The organism is Bradyrhizobium rifense (genome assembly GCF_008123425.1).
GTDB classification, from domain to species: domain Bacteria; phylum Pseudomonadota; class Alphaproteobacteria; order Rhizobiales; family Xanthobacteraceae; genus Bradyrhizobium; species Bradyrhizobium rifense.
The window spans coordinates 101882-116707 of record NZ_VSSS01000060.1; the positions used below are offsets into that span (position 1 = coordinate 101882).

The window sequence follows — 14826 nt, forward strand, 5'->3', positions numbered from 1 at the left end:
CCGATGCCGCTTAGCCTCATCCTGAGGAGACCGCGAAGCGGTCGTCTCGAAGGACGAGGCGCGCGCTCAGGTCGTGCAAAGTGCCATAAGTGATCGCCCTGCAGAGAGCGGGGACTGCGCCACGCGCATCTATTCGGCGCTGCGCTTCCAGGCGCCGGTGCCCAGCTTGCCCGTGATCACTGCTAGCGCATCGTGGATCTCGTATGCGCCGCCGTCGCTGTAGTTCGACAGGCCTCTGAGGGCGTGCAGGGTCCAGTGGCCGTTCGCCGCGGTGATCGTGCCTTCGTGCGAGCGAGCCGAGCGCTGCGGCTCGGCATGGAATCTGTAGGTGCCGTCGCCCATGATCTGCCAGATCCAGCGCGACTGCCCGCGGCCGCCCGGCACCATGATCTCCCAGGTGCCGACCAGAGCGGGATCGATCGCTGGCGACGTCGGCGTGTGCTGTGGAGCAGGAGAGATAACGGCCGGAAGCGGGCTGGACGGCGCCGCTTCCTCCGCTCCGGCCGGTGGCCGGGCGGCAAGGTAGATCGCCTTGCGCGACAGCGAACCGTAGACGAACGGCTGCTGTTCGTTGCGGGTCGCCTCCATCACGTCGTCGCGGACATTGCGGAACATGAACGTCACCTCGACGCCGGGCACCTCGATGTTGCGCAGCAGCGCCGCTGCAAACGGGCTGTTGCGCGCGTCGCCATCAAGCGCCGTGGTGCCGTCGCGCGCGGCATAGGCGACGAGAACGTTACCGACGGGCTCGATGCGGCCGAGCCCGCTCATGGTGGCCGCCCGCGTGGCGATCGAGCGATTCATCCGGGCCGCAAACGGATTGTTGCGGCAGGCATCGAGGATGACGAGGCCAAGGCTCGTGGTGTTGGACACCTGCAACATCACGCTTTGGAGGTTGATGGCTTCATTCGCCGCGTCCGTGTCCCGCTTCAGGTCTGCGTCGATCGGGATCAGCCAGTTCTCGCCATTGATCTCCATGCCATGGCCGGCGAAATACACAGCCGCCATCTCGGCGCCGGCAGCGTCGCGCCCCAATGCGATCAGGCGGCGGCGCATGTCGTCGAAGCTGGCATTGGTCGCCAGCGAGACTGTGAAGCCAAGTCGCTTCAGGGCCGCGGCGATGTCGCTCGCGTCGTTCGGCGGATTGAGCAGCGCGGGTACGTTCCGGTAGGCGCCGTTGCCGATGACGAGCGCGACCCGTCGGCCTTCCGCGGCTTCAGCCGTCGACGCCACGCCCGCAAGCGCTGTGGCCGCTGTTAGTCCCGAAACGAATTCGCGCCGGTTCATCCGGATCTCGCTGGTTCGAACGAGTTTCGATCCTAGCGCAACCGATCCGGCGGAGCTACGGGGCCTTCCTCAGTTCGCCGACAACGCCGTCTTGGCGACTTCGGCCATCCAGCTCGACGCGACGGGAAGGATCGCGTCGTTGAAATCGTAGCGCGGGCCATGCAGTTCGGCGCCGTCGCGCAAGGGTCCGTTGCCGATCCAGACGAACGCGCCGGGGCGCTTCTGGAGATAGAAGGCGAAATCCTCACCGGCCATGCTGGGCGCAAGATCGCGCCTGACCTGTGCGTGCACCTTGTCCGCGGCCATGCGCGCGAGATCGGCTTCCTCCGGCGTATTGATCGTCACGCCGACGCCCATGACGATGTCGGGCGTGACCTTGACGTCGAAGCTCGTGGCGATGCCGGCGCAGATGTCTGCGATGCGCGCGAGAAGAATGTCCTTCACGTCGTTGCGGTGATGCCGCAGCGTGCCGCGGATCACGACCTTGCCCGCGATTTGATTGGGCGCGGTGCCGCCCTCGATGGTGCACAGCGAGAGCACGGCGGTGTCGAGCGGATCGACGCTGCGCGACACGATCGATTGCAGCGCCACGATCAGATGGCCGGCCGCCATCACGGGATCGCGGGTCAGATGCGGCATGCCGGCATGTCCCGCATGGCCCTCGATGGTGATGGTGACGCGTCCGCCGGAGGCCATGACCACGCCGTCATGAACCGCGATGGCGCCGGCATCCAGGCCCGGCCAGTTGTGGAAGCCGAACACGCGGTCCATCGGGAACCGCTCGAACAGCCCGGCCGCGACCATCGCGCGCGAGCCGCCAAAACCCTCTTCCGCGGGCTGGAAAATGAAGTCGACGGTGCCGCTCCAGTCGGTGTCCGTGGCGAGCAGCGCAGCCGCACCGAGCAGCGAGGCGGTGTGTCCGTCATGCCCGCAGGCGTGCATCACGCCGGGCGTTTTCGAGGCGTAGGCAAGCCCGGTGTCCTCGGTGATCGGCAGCGCGTCCATGTCCGCGCGCAGGCCGACGCGAGCATGCGCCGACCCGCGCGTCAGCGTCGCGACCACGCCGTGGCCGCCGATCCCGGCCTCGAAGGGAATGCCGAGCTCGGTGAGTTTTTCCTGCACGAAGGCCGCGGTCGCCTTCTCCTGCAAGGACAGTTCGGGGTGGGCATGCAGATGCTGGCGCCACGCGGTCAGTTTCTGGTGCAATTCGGGGGTCAAGGCGCGGCTCTCTCGCAAGGGTGTCGGCTGTCGCCACTCTAGCCGATTATCCGCTTCCCGCATCAAGCCCCTTGGAATGGCTCGCGTGCAGCAATGCGCCCCTATGGCGAAAGCTTCGCCAGCCCCTTCCAGTCAAAGCTGATGCCGTGGCCCGGGCGGCCCGGCGCCAGCGCCTTGCCGTCATCGAGCACCAGCGGATGCTCGATGTACTTGTCGAGCCCGAAGCCGTGGGCCTCGAGGTAAGATCGGTTCGGGCAGGCCGCGAGCAGATGCACGGTGATGTCGTGGGCGCCGTGGCTGGTGACGGGCAGGTTGAAGGCTTCCGCCAGCCGCGCGATTTTCATGAAGGCGCTGACGCCGCCGCAATTGGTGACGTCGGGCTCGGGATAGGACACCGCGCCTGATACGATGTAGTTCTTGAACTCCCATAGCGAACGCAAATTCTCGCCCGCCGCGATAGGCACGCCGCCGGCCTGCATGATGCGCGCGTGTCCCGCGACATCGTCGGGGATGATTGGTTCTTCCAGCCAGGTCAGGTCGTAGGGCACGAAGGCGCGGGCGGCGCGGATCGCTTCCTCGACCGTCCATTTCATGTTCGCATCAGCCATCAGCGGAAAACCCTCGCCGAGATGGTCGCGCATCGCTCTGACGCGTGTGACATCGGATTTGAGATCGGGCCGGCCGACCTTCATCTTGATGGCGCGAAACCCTTTTGCGAGATTGCCGTCGGTCTGCTTCAAGAGCGCCTCGACGGAGAGATCGAGGTCGATGCCGCCGGCATAGCACGGCACGTGCGCGTCGAAGCCGCCGAGCAACCGGTACAGCGGCAATTTCGCGCGCCGCGCCTTCAAATCCCACAGCGCGATGTCGAGGGCGGACAGCGCCAGCACCGCAGGTCCGCCGCGACCGCCATAATGCAGGCCCCACCAGACGTGATGCCAGACGGCCTCGGTGTCGTCAGCCTCGCGTCCATCGACCAGCGGCGGGATCTCGCGCTTGAGAATATCGGCGGTCGCGCCGCCATTGCGCCCGACCGTATAGGTGTAGCCTGTGCCTTCAGCGCCATCGGCATCGCGGATGCGGCAGGTGATCAGCTCGAACGCCGCGATCTCGCCATGGGTGGAGTCGGACAGCGTGACGGGGAGGGGAATCCGGTAGAGGGCGGATTCGATATTTGCGATGCGCGGCATGTGGCCTCCCTGTTTTTTCTTTTTTCGTAGGGTGGGTTAGCCCTGCAGATTGCGCAAAGCGCAGACCGGAGGGCGTAACCCACCACTTCTGTCATCGCGGAAACCAAAGAGGTGGGTTACGCCTGCGGCTAACCCACCCTACGAAATGACCTCATCGCATCGTCGCCAACTGCACCGCCAGTGCACATGCCCGATCGTATTCGTCGAGATTGATCCACTCGTCGATTGTGTGCGCCTCGTTCTGGCCGGCGCCGAAGGTCACGGTCGGGACGCCGTGGCGGACCATCCAGTTGGCGTCGAGACCGCCATTGGCGGCGCGGATGTTCGGGGTGCCGCCGACCGCGGACACCGCCTCGACCGCGCGCTTGATGACGGGCTGGCTGTCCTTCATGCGGAACGGGAAATAGTCGGTCTCGGCCTTGAACTTGACCTTGCCGGACTTGCCCTGCGCATTCGTCACCTTCTTGGCCGCCTTCTCGAACGCGGCCTTGTAGGCTTTGGTGATCTCCTTGAAGAATTTTCCGTCATGGCTGCGGCTTTCGCCGCGCACATGCACGTAGTCGGTGACGACATTGGTGGCATCGCCCGCGGGGCGGCCTTCGCCGCCGGTGACGGGGCCGACATTGCTGGTGCCCTGCCGCGCGCTCGCGCCCTTGCCCTTCACCACCTTGCCGAACCAGCCGCCGGCCTTCACGTCGGCAAGCGCCAGCGACATGATCATGGTCGAGGAGATGCCGCGCTCCGGTGCGACACCGGCATGCGAGGCGCGGCCAAAGATCTCGACGCTCCAGCGATCGGCGCCGACCGCGCCGATCACGACGTTGGAAGCGGAGCCGCCGTCATAGTTGAACGCCATCACCGGTGAGCCGAGCTCGTCGAGCTTGACGTGGCGCGCGCCGTAGAGCCCGCTCTCCTCGCGCACGCAGAACAGAAGCGTGATCGGCGGATGATCGAGCTTCTGCTTTTCGAGCTCGGCTGCCAAGGTCACCAGCACGCCACAGCCGCAGCGATTGTCGCCGCCGAGTGCGGTCTTGGCCTCGTTGACGATCTTGCGGCCGGATTTCTTCGGCTTGGCGCCAGCGCAGAGCGGCACGGTGTCCATATGCGTCATGAACATGATGCGCGGCTGGTTGTGCAGCGCGCCGCGGCCGGGCAGGTCGACGATGAGATTGCCGGTCTCGGTCGGCACGGGAATGCGGGTGTTGGCGTCGTCGAGCCGGATCGCCTTGGCCGGCACGCCACTCTCCTTCAGCGCGGCGGTGAGTTCACGCCCGATCGCCGCCTCCTGTCCGGTGACGCCCTCGATGGCGAGAAAGCGCATGAGGCGATCGGTGGCGGCTTTGGTATCGACAGGCATGAATTCATTCCCTTGATGCACGAACCGCCCATCCTACGAATTCGGCGACGTGTAAGTCAAAAAGATCATCACCCCCACGAGCAGCGCAGCCGCCATGAACAGCAGCACCGCCGGCAGCCCCGCGAACGCGGCGACCGCGCCGGTGATCGACTGCATCAGGGCGGTGCCGAGGAAGAAGGCGAGGTTCACGGCCGCCAGCGCCTTGCCGACGGTCTGCGCGTCGACCAGTTGCCGGCACATCCCGAACAGCAGCGGCTGGGCCGAGGTGGCGAGCCCAATCAGCACGAACAGCACAAGATCGTATTGCGGCGGCATGACCGGCACGCCGAACAGCCATGCAATCGCATAATGCGGCGCACCAAGCGCCATCAGCACCACCAGCAACGCCGCGGCGGTGTGCGTGCCGGCGACCAGGTCGCGGCGGCGGCCGACCTTGCGGTCGATCATGCCCATCAGAAGCGGGCCCGCGATCATCGCCAGCGTGTAGGCGCCGAGCTGGTTGCCGGCCTCGACCCGCGTCAATCCCTTGACTTCCATCAGCCACGGCCCGCCCCACAATCCACGCAGCACCAGCGAGGTCGCGAGCGACACCATCGCCAGCGCGATCAGCCCGCGCAGCGGCCGCGACAGGCCGAGCCTGAGCACCTCGATCATCTGCGAGAGCGGCGAGGCATCGTCCTTGTGCTCGGCCTGCTGGTTCGGCACCAGCGCGAACACGGCGAGCGCCACCACGACGCCGCCGGCTGCGGCGATCCAGAACCCGGCGCGCCAGCCATATTGATCGACCACGAAGGCGAGCGGGCTCGACGACAACAGCATGCCGATATTGCCGATCGACAGGATCGCGCCCGACCACAGCCCGAAGCGCGCCGCCGACAATTGCTTGGCCGCAAGCGTCATCGGGCACATCAGCATGCCCGAGGTGGCGATGCCCAGCAGCAACTGCCCGAAGGCAAAGCTCTCCGGCCCCGTCGCAAAGCCCGACGCAATGGCGCCGACGATCGTTCCCGCAAGCAGGCTCAGCGACACCGGCCGCACGCCAAAGCGGTCCATCGCCGCGCCGACCGGGATCTGCGATGCCGCAAAGGCGAAATGATAGACCGAGGTGAGGCTCGCCAGCGCCTGCGGCTGCACGTGGAAATCCGCCGCCATCAGATCCAGGCTGAGCGCCGGGATGGTGCGCAGCAAGGTCGACAGCATGTGCCCGCAGGCCAGCGCCACCAGCGCAAAGATCAGCGCGCGGGTGCCATGTCCCGCTTCATCATTGGCAACCGCACTCATCAGCGTCCCGTCCCGGCAAAGGTTTTGGCCGGGTTACACGATTGGGGGGAGGGTGCCAATGGGGAGGGGTTAGCTCCGGGGAGCGATATTCGTGTCTTTCGGGCCGGTCACGCCGCCGATCGGCGGCGAACGCTATTCAGTTCATGCACTCCCATTTGTGCAGGCATAAATTCGATTGCTCTAACCTGTAAAAGTCCTCGGTTGCAATGAAGACGAGCAGCCCGAGCAGAACCATTGCTGCGATGTTCGAGCGCATGGTCGCGCCATTCTCCACAGTGCGGCGATCGTGTTCGAACTTCGAGAGGTCGAGCATGCGCAAGATGTTCTCGGATTGCGCATCTTCAGCCGGAGCGCTTCCATCTCTTGATCGCTTTCGAAACGGTATGATATTTCCCTGTTCGCTCAGCTGATTGTCCTTCATCTCGCGCCTCAAAAGACAATTCGCGTTGCCATCAACATGTCGATGATAAGGCCCGACTCGAAATGAGCGTTCGTTAAATTTCCTGATCGCTGGCGCAATTCAGCGTGATGCGGGCTGCGATCCTTAACGCCTGTCCATTTCGTTTCTGTCTGTTTCCTGTCTTCACGTTGCTCGTTTTCGATCTGTCGCTGCATCCGGTCAATTGCGTTGTCGCGACGCGCGAACATGACGAATTGTACAGAAAGTCGCACGCGATCGTTATTTTGCCGTCGCGAACCCGTCCGCGATACTTCGACACCAACCAGTGCGTTCACGTGCAAGCAGCAGATTCACCTGAAGCCACGCACAGACAGTCAGATGGCCATGGACATGACAAGGCGACCGAAGCTCAGCCTCACGCTGTTTGGAATTCTTGCATCAGCCGCAGTGGCCGGCGGCGCATGGTATGAGCTCGTCGGCGGCGTGAAGCCCGTCGCAGCCGCCGCTCAAGGCACCTCTAATCAGCCCGCGACGAAAATTCCCGTCACCTCGTTCGAGGTGAAGAAGAGCGACTTTCCAGTGCACACCTACGGCCTTGGAGTCGTCTCGCCGTTCAAGACGGTGACGATCAAGAGCCGCGTCGACGGGCAGATCACAAAAGTGTTCTTCAAGCAGGGGCAGATGGTGAAGGAGGGCGATCCGCTTCTGGAGATTGATCAACGCCCCTTTACCGCGGCGCTGGAGCAGGCGGTGGCGAAGAAGGCGCAGGACGAGGCCAACTTGAGGAACGACCAGCTGAACCTGCAGCGTTTTCAGACGCTCGCGAAGCAGCAATTCGAGACTCAACAGAACCTCGATACCCAGCAGGCGCTGGTCGATCAGGTGACCGCGCAGCTGAAGGGTGACCAGGCGGCCATCGACAATGCGCAGACCAATCTCGGTTACACCTCGATCAAGGCGCCGATCAGCGGACGCATAGGTTTCCGGCTGGTCGATCCCGGCAACATCGTACATGCCGCCGATACCACGGGCATCGTCACCATCGCCCAGCTGCAGCCGATTGCCGTGCAGTTCACCGAGCCGGAAGACCAATTGCTGGCGATTGCCAAAGCCCACGACGCCGGCGAAGTGCCCGTCGAGGCACTGAGCTCGGACGGAACCAGGATGCTGTCCCAAGGCAAGCTCGTGATCATCGACAATTCGGTGAACCAGGCCACCGGGACCATCAGCCTGAAGGCGCGTTTCGAGAACAAGGACAACGCGCTGTGGCCCGGTCTGTCCGTCACCACGCGGATGCTGGTCGACACGCTCAAGCAGGTCATCGTCGTGCCGCAGGATGGCGTGCAGCACGGGCCGTCCGGCCTGTTCGCTTATGTCATCGGCGACAATGGCAAGGTCAGCGCCAGGCCGATCAAGGTCAGTCAGGGCGGCGATGCAAATGCCGTGGTCTCCGAAGGCCTGAACGTCGGAGACAGGATCGTGGTGGCCGGGCAGTCGCGCCTGTTCGATGGCGCGCTGGTCGACGAGAAGCCGCTGGTTGCCTTGGCAGCGCCGCCGGCGGACGCGGGCACCGCCGCTCAGACCAAGACTGTCACCAAAACCGGATCGGCGGACTGACATGGCTGGAGGTATCTCGGCTCCCTTCATTCGCCTCCCCATCGCGACGTCGCTGCTGATGGTCGGCATCCTCTTCGTCGGGATCATCGCCTATCCGCAATTGCCGGTGGCGCCGCTGCCGGAGGTCGACTTCCCCACCATCCAGGTCTCCGCCAGCCTTCCCGGCGCGGACCCTGAGACGATGGCGTCCTCGGTGGCGCAACCGCTGGAATCGCAATTCGCGCTGATCCCCGGCGTCTCGGAGATGACGTCGTCGAGCCAGACCAGCTCGACCCAGATCGTTCTGCAATTCGATCTCTCGCGCAACATCGACGGTGCGGGGTCCGACGTGCTCGCCGCCATCAATGCCGCGAGCGGCCAATTGCCCAAGAACATGCCGAGCACGCCGACCTACAGGAAGGTCAATCCGGCGGACTCGCCCATTCTCCTGCTCGGCGCCACCTCGAAGACGCTGCCGATGACGCAGGTGTCGGACGAGGCCTACACCAAGCTCGCGCAGGCGATCAGCCACATCAGCGGCGTCGGCCAGGTCAGTGTCGGCGGCCAGCAGGCGCCCTCGATCCGGGTCCAGATCGATCCCGCCAAGCTGGTCGCCAAGGGCCTGTCGCTGGAGGACGTGCGGACCCCGCTGTCGGTGATAACAGTCAATAATCCCAAGGGCACCCTCAACGGCGACACCCGCACCTACACCGTCTATGCCAATGACCAGTTCACCAACGCGGAGGCGTGGAACGACATCGTCATTGCCTATCGCAACGGCAGCCCCGTCAAGGTCGGCGACATCGGACACGCCGTCAGTGCGCCGCTGGACAACACCCAATATGGCTGGGCCGATGGCAAGCCCGGCGTCTTCCTGGTGATCTTCAAGCAGCCCGGCGCCAACGTCATCGACACCGTCGACAACGTGATGAAGCAGCTGCCGCATCTGCAGGCGGGCATTTCGCCGGCGATCGATATCTCGGTGCTGTCGGACCGCACGCAGACCATCCGTGCGGCGGTGAAGGACGTGCAGTTCACGCTGCTGCTGACGATCGGCCTCGTCGTGATGGTGATCTTCGTGTTCCTGCGCAGCGTCTGGGCCACCATCATTCCGTCGATCACGGTGCCGCTCGCGCTGCTCGGCGCCTGCGGGTTGATGTGGATGGCCGGCTACAGCCTCGACAATCTGTCGCTGATGTCCCTCACCATCGCCGTCGGCTTCGTGGTCGACGATGCCATCGTGATGCTGGAGAACATCACCCGCTATATCGAGGAAGGCGAGACGCCGATGGCCGCCGCGTTCAAGGGCGCGGGCGAGATCGGCTTCACGATCCTCTCGATCTCCATTTCTCTGATCGCGGTGCTGATCCCGCTGCTGCTGATGGGCGGCATCATCGGCCGCCTGTTCCGTGAGTTTTCGGTGACGCTTGCGATGACGATCGCCGTGTCGGCCTTCGTGTCGCTGACGTTGACGCCGATGATGGCCTCGCGCTTCCTCAAGTCGCACGACGAGGAGCATCACGGCCGGCTCTATATGCTCAGCGAGCGGATGTTCCAGGCTCTTGTCGACGGCTACGAGCGTGGCCTCGACCTCGTGCTGCGCTTCCGCTTCGCCACCCTGATGGTGTTCTTCGCGACGATGGCGCTGACGGTCTACCTGTTCGTGATCATCCCCAAGGGATTCTTCCCGCAGCAGGATACCGGGTTGATCACCGGCATCGTCGAGACCTCGCAGGACGTATCGATCGCGGACATGGCGAAGCACATGCAGGAGATGGGCGAGATCGTGCTGAAGGATCCAGCGATCGATCACATGGCGATGCGGATGGGCGGCAGCGGCAATACGCTCAACGACGGCACCATGTATATCACGCTGAAGCCGCGCGATGAGCGCACGGCGTCGGCCGACCAGGTCATCCGCCGCTTGCAGGCCCAGACATCGAAGGTGCAGGGCGCGCGCCTCTACCTGCAATCGGCGCAGGATGTCCGCGTCGGCGGCCGCGCCGCCCGCACGCAATATCAGTTCACCCTGCAATCGACTGACATGGACCAGCTCAACACATGGGCGCCAAAGCTGCTCGGCAAGATGAAGGAGATGCTCGAGCTGCGCGACGTCGCGTCCGACCAGCAGACGTCAGGCACCACGCTGACGCTGTCGATCGACCGCAACCAGGCCGCACGCTTCGGGCTGACCCCTGATGTCATCGACGCGACGCTGTACGATGCATTCGGGCAGCGGGAGATCGCGACCTATTCGACCCAGTTGTCCACCTATTATGTCGTGCTCGAGGTGCTGCCCTCGCTGCAGAAGAATCCGTCGACGCTGGAGCAGATCTATCTGCGTTCCCCGACGACGGGGGGCGAGGTGCCGTTGGCGGCGTTCACGAAGTGGACCACGGCGCCGGTCCGGCCGCTGGCGATCAATCATCAGGGCCAGTTTCCTGCGGTGACGATTTCCTTCAACCTTGCGCCCAACGTCGCGCTCGGCCAGGCGACGCAGGCGATCGACGCGATGGAACGGCAGATGAACGTGCCGGCCGCGATCACCTCCACGTTCCAGGGCACGGCGAAAGCGTTCCAGGAGTCTCTCTCCTCCATACCCTTGCTGATCGTGGCGGCGCTGATCGTGGTCTATCTCATTCTCGGCGTGCTCTACGAGAGCTACATTCACCCACTGACGATCCTGTCGACCTTGCCGTCAGCCGGCGTCGGTGCTCTCGCGACATTGCTTCTCTTCCATTTCGACTTCAGCCTGATCGGATTGATCGGCCTGGTCCTGCTGATCGGCATCGTCAAGAAAAACGGCATCATGCTGGTCGACTTCGCCATCGTGGCCGAGCGGGATCACGGCATGTCGCCGTTGGAGGCGATCCGCCGCGCCTGCCTGCTGCGCTTCCGCCCCATATTGATGACCACGATGGCGGCCGTGCTGGGCGGCGTGCCGCTGATGCTGGGCCACGGCACCGGCTCGGAGCTCCGCCAGCCGCTCGGCTACGCCATGGTCGGCGGCCTCTTGGTCAGCCAGGTCCTGACGCTCTTCACCACGCCGGTGGTTTATCTCTATCTCGACCGTGTCTCGCAATGGCTCAGTCCGAAACGGCACGGACAAGATCACGCGGAGATGGACGCTGCCAACGATGGCGATCTGGACATCGTCGACGAGGTCGAGCGGAAGAAATCCAGGGTCCTTGCAGCAGAGTAGTGTTCGGCATCGATGGGCGGGTACCCCATCACGGTAGGCAATCGCATATGGGAGCGCTTTCGTTGCGGCCATCCTTCGAGACGCCCGCCGTTCGCGGGCCCTCAGGATGAGGACCGAGTGTGCGGCCGTAGTTTTGACGAGCTCGCGCTGCTTTGGCTTAGGTGCGGACATCAAGAATTTTGCAGCAGAATTGTGGTCCAACAATTCCAGCGGATTGTGCAGCGGCATCGTATCTTGGTGGGGGGCGCCGCCGTATCAATGCGTTAGCACGATGAAATCCGTGTCATTTCCCGTCTCATGGCTAAATCCGTCGTCGGAAATAATCAATGAAGAGGCCGGCGTCAGAAGTTTAGAGATCTTCTCAACGGTATCCTGCGGTATTTCGATGCGATTGAGGACAGCGTTGGCTTTATCGGGCGACGGTACCGATAGGGCGGTTTGCTTCACGGGCGCTTCGCGCTCTTTCGTGGCACCCTCGATGCGAGGAAATTCGTCCGGAATCGACACGACGGTCCAGCGAATTGCCGCTCCCTCGCTCTGGAATTCCATTGCGGTAAACACGTGCGTTCCCAGGGGCTCCTCCGGATTTTCGATCTTGACTGCGACATCAAACAACGGCGCGAAGCCCTGACGCACGAAGAGCTTGCTCAACTTGCGACTCACGAAGACGGATATCGGAACCATCTTTCTAGGTGCGCCTTCAGCGGCAGCCGAATTAGGTACCTGGAGACTAGTGGCTTCTGGAGTCTCGGTCTTGGACACCAGTGATCCCTGCGTTGCCCCGGCTGTGCCAACGCTCTTACCCGCGACTGTGGCAGTCTGAAATTCCGGCGAACCGGACACGGCTTTCGGCTCAAAGAGGTGCGGATTGGTTATCTCGACCGGCTGGACATCGTCGCGCGCAATGATCACGCGCGTGCCGCGCTTCGTGAGATGCCAGAGTCGAATGGCAAAGTCATTTTTCAAACGGATGCAGCCGTGTGACGCCGGATGCCCAGGCACGACACCGGCATGCAACGCAATCCCTGACCAGGTGATGCGCTGCATGTAAGGCATGGGGGCAGCGCTATAAATATTTGAACGGTGCCATCGTTGCTTGCTGATGACGCTGAATACGCCGAGGGGTGTAGGATGCCCCTGAGTTCCCGTGGACACCGATGAGCGTGCGATCAGGGCCCCGTTGTCAAAAAGCGAGACCCGTTGGTCAGTGATCGAGATGATGATCTGGAGCGGGCCCTTCGGAGGGGCCTCGGGCACAGCGTTCTTCGCAGATCCAGAGTTTGTCTGCGGGTGATGGTGCTTGTGTTTGAACGGAGCGTAGTGGCCTGGCCAGAACCTGTCCTGCGGCCAAAACAGAAACTGAGCGTGTGCGATCCCTGTGGAGAGCATGAAAGCGGCGAAAGCTATTATTGCAGTCTGCTTCCTCATCCAGTGCCTCATGCAGTGAAGTTGCCTGCGAGGTCCAACCAAAAAGCGTGACGTTACCGACCATAGCCTCGTCTTCAAATCTGGTCGCAGTGGGTCGAAAATTGGACCAATTCCAATGACGAGGCCAATCTGCTGGAAGAAGACAATCGGCAATAGCCGTCGCGCCGATCGCCGGGCCGATCAATGTACTGGCCGCATGCGTCGCATGGGTCCGAAACGTCCCTACACGCTTACGTCGGAGAACAATTGCTTGCCAGCGGCGCGTTGCAAGCGGGCAACACTTCGTGGAAAAGATGATGAGCTGCGGTTTGCGCCATTGCGCGGCCATGCCTCGACCCGAAAGTCCATCCGTCGCGTGCTTGGCTTTGCATCATGGCTCAGGTGGGGCCTTTGGAGGCGACGGGATCATGAGCCCGGGGCGATTTACGGCAGTGACGCCGACGTTTTGCGGAACGGTCGTTCTCGCGGGGTGCATCGCTGGCTGGCTGGCTGGCATCGTTTCGGCCGGCACCGAGAACACCCGCGCAGTACCAATCGATGATCGCGCGGCATCTCTCGCTGCCAACGCCGGGCTCGCGGATGAACCGCAGGCAATCGCAATGGACAACGCCGTTGTCGCTAACGCCGTTGTCGCTAACGCCGTTGTCGCTAACGCCGTTGTCGCTAACACCGTTGTCGCGAACGCCGCTGTCGCTGGCGCCGAAGTGGCGGCGGCCGCCGAACCCGCGGCGGGGACGGCCACCGACACGACTGCGGCCTCGGATAGACCGGACTCGATCGTCGTGGCCGCGCTGCCCGATCCGTCGCAGACGCTGTCGGCCGATTTACCGCCTGTGCAGGAATCGGTGGACTTGGGCCACCATGATGTCGCCCAACCGGTGCCGACAACGCGCAATGCCTCCAACCCGGCGTCGGTGACGCAGGATTTTCGGTATCTCATCTATTACGTCTGGTCCGAACTGCCCCCTGCCGAGAAACCGGCGGATATCGTCTTAAGGTCACTCAAGGACACCCCGGTCGGAACGCCGGTCGAGGAGATCAAGCGCGCTTCCGACGCTTTTGGTCTGGATTTCAATTTCATGAAAGCGGTTGCGAGGATCGAGTCCGGTTTCGACCCCAAGCAACGCACTGGGTCGTATATCGGGCTGTTCCAACTGAGCAAATACGAGTTCAACAAATTCGGCTCCGGGCAGATTCTTGATTCCCGCGACAATGCCATTGCGGCGGCCTACAAGGTGATTACCGAAGGCATTCTGTTCGAGTGGGTCACGCAGAAGACGCCGACCTTAAGTGATCTTTACTTGATCCATCAACAAGGCTGGGAAGGCGCCGCCGAGCACATCAGCCAACCTGATCGCATCGCTTGGAAATCCATGTGTGCCACCGGCGAAGGCAGGGAGAAGGGCGAAAAATGGTGCAAACGCGCGATCTGGCGGAATACCCTTCCGGCCGTCAAAGACGCGTGGAAATCGGTGGACAAGCTGACATCGGGGGCGTTCGTCGCAATGTGGCGCGATCGGGTTGCGCTTTTCTCTTCGAAATACATGGCTACCGCCGCCGAACGGACGAACCAATAAATTTCCGTTGAGTGGTTGGCAGGAGTTGCCGCACCCGCGGGCCGAGCGGGGGCCTCACCGCCGCCGCGGCACGTGGTGCCGCTCATCGGTCAATGGTCGCGCTAACGCACTTTACGTCGTCAACGACGCGCTCGCATCGCTCCGGCTGCGCTAACGAGGTGATCGAGGTCCGATGTCTGCTTGTGGCCCATGGCGTTGGTTGGCACACCGCGGCGACATGTCTGGAGCGAGAGGTAGAGCAGAGTCGTCTCACTCAGGGGCCGACCGCCGCTTGTGACCCTGGCTGTGTG

At 63.2% G+C, this 14826-nt stretch carries 11 protein-coding genes; 3 read left to right on the top strand and 8 right to left on the bottom strand.

Annotated elements, in window-relative coordinates:
- Positions 1–129: 129 nt before the first annotated feature.
- The 7 genes from FXB40_RS35505 to FXB40_RS35535 form a co-directional block, all read right to left on the bottom strand.
- Positions 130–1287: a caspase family protein gene (locus tag FXB40_RS35505; protein WP_148776928.1), complete on the bottom strand. Its 1158-nt coding sequence runs from the start codon at positions 1285–1287 to the stop codon at positions 130–132.
- A gap of 69 nt (positions 1288–1356) precedes the next feature.
- A complete protein-coding gene (locus tag FXB40_RS35510) occupies positions 1357–2505 on the bottom strand; it encodes an amidohydrolase (protein ID WP_187437369.1) in 1149 nt (382 codons plus the stop codon).
- Positions 2506–2606: 101 nt separating this feature from the next.
- A complete protein-coding gene (locus tag FXB40_RS35515; protein WP_148776930.1) occupies positions 2607–3695 on the bottom strand; it encodes a mandelate racemase/muconate lactonizing enzyme family protein in 1089 nt (362 codons plus the stop codon).
- 151 nt (positions 3696–3846) lie between these two features.
- A complete protein-coding gene (locus FXB40_RS35520; RefSeq protein WP_148776931.1) occupies positions 3847–5052 on the bottom strand; it encodes a M20/M25/M40 family metallo-hydrolase in 1206 nt (401 codons plus the stop codon).
- A gap of 33 nt (positions 5053–5085) precedes the next feature.
- A complete protein-coding gene (locus FXB40_RS35525) occupies positions 5086–6333 on the bottom strand; it encodes an MFS transporter (protein ID WP_148776932.1) in 1248 nt (415 codons plus the stop codon).
- Between the two features lie 136 nt (positions 6334–6469).
- Positions 6470–6754 carry a hypothetical protein gene (locus FXB40_RS35530; RefSeq protein ID WP_148776933.1) on the bottom strand — a complete coding sequence of 95 codons (285 nt, stop codon included), beginning with the start codon at positions 6752–6754 and terminating at the stop codon, positions 6470–6472.
- 8 nt (positions 6755–6762) lie between these two features.
- Positions 6763–7068: a hypothetical protein gene (locus FXB40_RS35535; protein WP_148776934.1), complete on the bottom strand. Its 306-nt coding sequence runs from the start codon at positions 7066–7068 to the stop codon at positions 6763–6765.
- A gap of 55 nt (positions 7069–7123) precedes the next feature.
- Here FXB40_RS35535 and FXB40_RS35540 point away from each other — a divergent pair, with 55 nt between their 5' ends.
- Both FXB40_RS35540 and FXB40_RS35545 read left to right on the top strand, forming a co-directional pair.
- Positions 7124–8350 carry an efflux RND transporter periplasmic adaptor subunit gene (locus FXB40_RS35540; protein ID WP_148776935.1) on the top strand — a complete coding sequence of 409 codons (1227 nt, stop codon included), beginning with the start codon at positions 7124–7126 and terminating at the stop codon, positions 8348–8350.
- A 1-nt stretch (position 8351) separates the two neighbouring features.
- Positions 8352–11531, top strand: coding sequence for an efflux RND transporter permease subunit (locus FXB40_RS35545; protein ID WP_148776936.1), 3180 nt, complete (start codon positions 8352–8354; stop codon positions 11529–11531).
- Positions 11532–11786: 255 nt separating this feature from the next.
- Here FXB40_RS35545 and FXB40_RS35550 read toward each other — a convergent pair whose 3' ends face one another.
- Positions 11787–12959 carry a L,D-transpeptidase gene (locus tag FXB40_RS35550; protein WP_187437370.1) on the bottom strand — a complete coding sequence of 391 codons (1173 nt, stop codon included), beginning with the start codon at positions 12957–12959 and terminating at the stop codon, positions 11787–11789.
- 431 nt (positions 12960–13390) lie between these two features.
- On the opposite strand from FXB40_RS35550, the gene FXB40_RS35555 reads away from it, so the two are divergent.
- A complete protein-coding gene (locus FXB40_RS35555; protein WP_246208174.1) occupies positions 13391–14536 on the top strand; it encodes a lysozyme family protein in 1146 nt (381 codons plus the stop codon).
- Positions 14537–14826: the final 290 nt, after the last annotated feature.